Source organism: Mycolicibacterium pyrenivorans (genome assembly GCF_025821625.1).
Classification (GTDB): Bacteria; Actinomycetota; Actinomycetes; order Mycobacteriales; family Mycobacteriaceae; genus Mycobacterium; species Mycobacterium pyrenivorans.
Genome location: NZ_JACKSH010000036.1, coordinates 1 through 487 on the forward strand (window position 1 = coordinate 1; position 487 = coordinate 487).

At 60.8% G+C, this 487-nt stretch carries 1 pseudogene; it reads right to left on the reverse strand.

Annotation, left to right across the window (positions count from 1 at the left end):
* Positions 1-97: 97 nt before the first annotated feature.
* Positions 98-388 (reverse strand): annotated as a pseudogene (locus tag H7I57_RS05525) (ATP-binding protein); the annotation flags it as partial.
* Positions 389-487 lie beyond the last annotated feature (99 nt).

Genomic DNA, 487 nt, shown 5'->3' on the forward strand with positions numbered 1-487 from the left:
GGCCGACTGCCCGACCACCTCGCCCAACCCTGATACCTGCAAACATGTCACGTTTCAACGCCACTTCCGCACAGGTTCGCGCGAACAAGTGCGCTTTTCCCACCCCGCGGTTGGTAGTGATGACGATGCTGGTCTTCAAATACCGTTGGGAGACAACCTGAAACAACGCCGAAGCGGCCTCGGCGGGCAACGGCAAGTACCCCAGCTCATCGATCACGAGCAGCGTTGGGCCGGCGAAGAACCGCATGGTGGTGGCCCAGCGCCCCTCGATCGCGGCACGATGACACCGCGCGGCTAGATCGGCGGCGGTGGTGAAATAGGTCCGGTAGCCGGCATGTGCTGCAGCCCTTGCCAATCCGACGGATAGGTGCGTCTTTCCGGTGCCCGGCGTTATCAACGGGTAGCAACACGCTCGAATCTATGTATGCAACAAGGGGGTTGATGCTGGGCAAGTCATCGTTGTTGCCGGTTTATCGGCGGGTGTTCT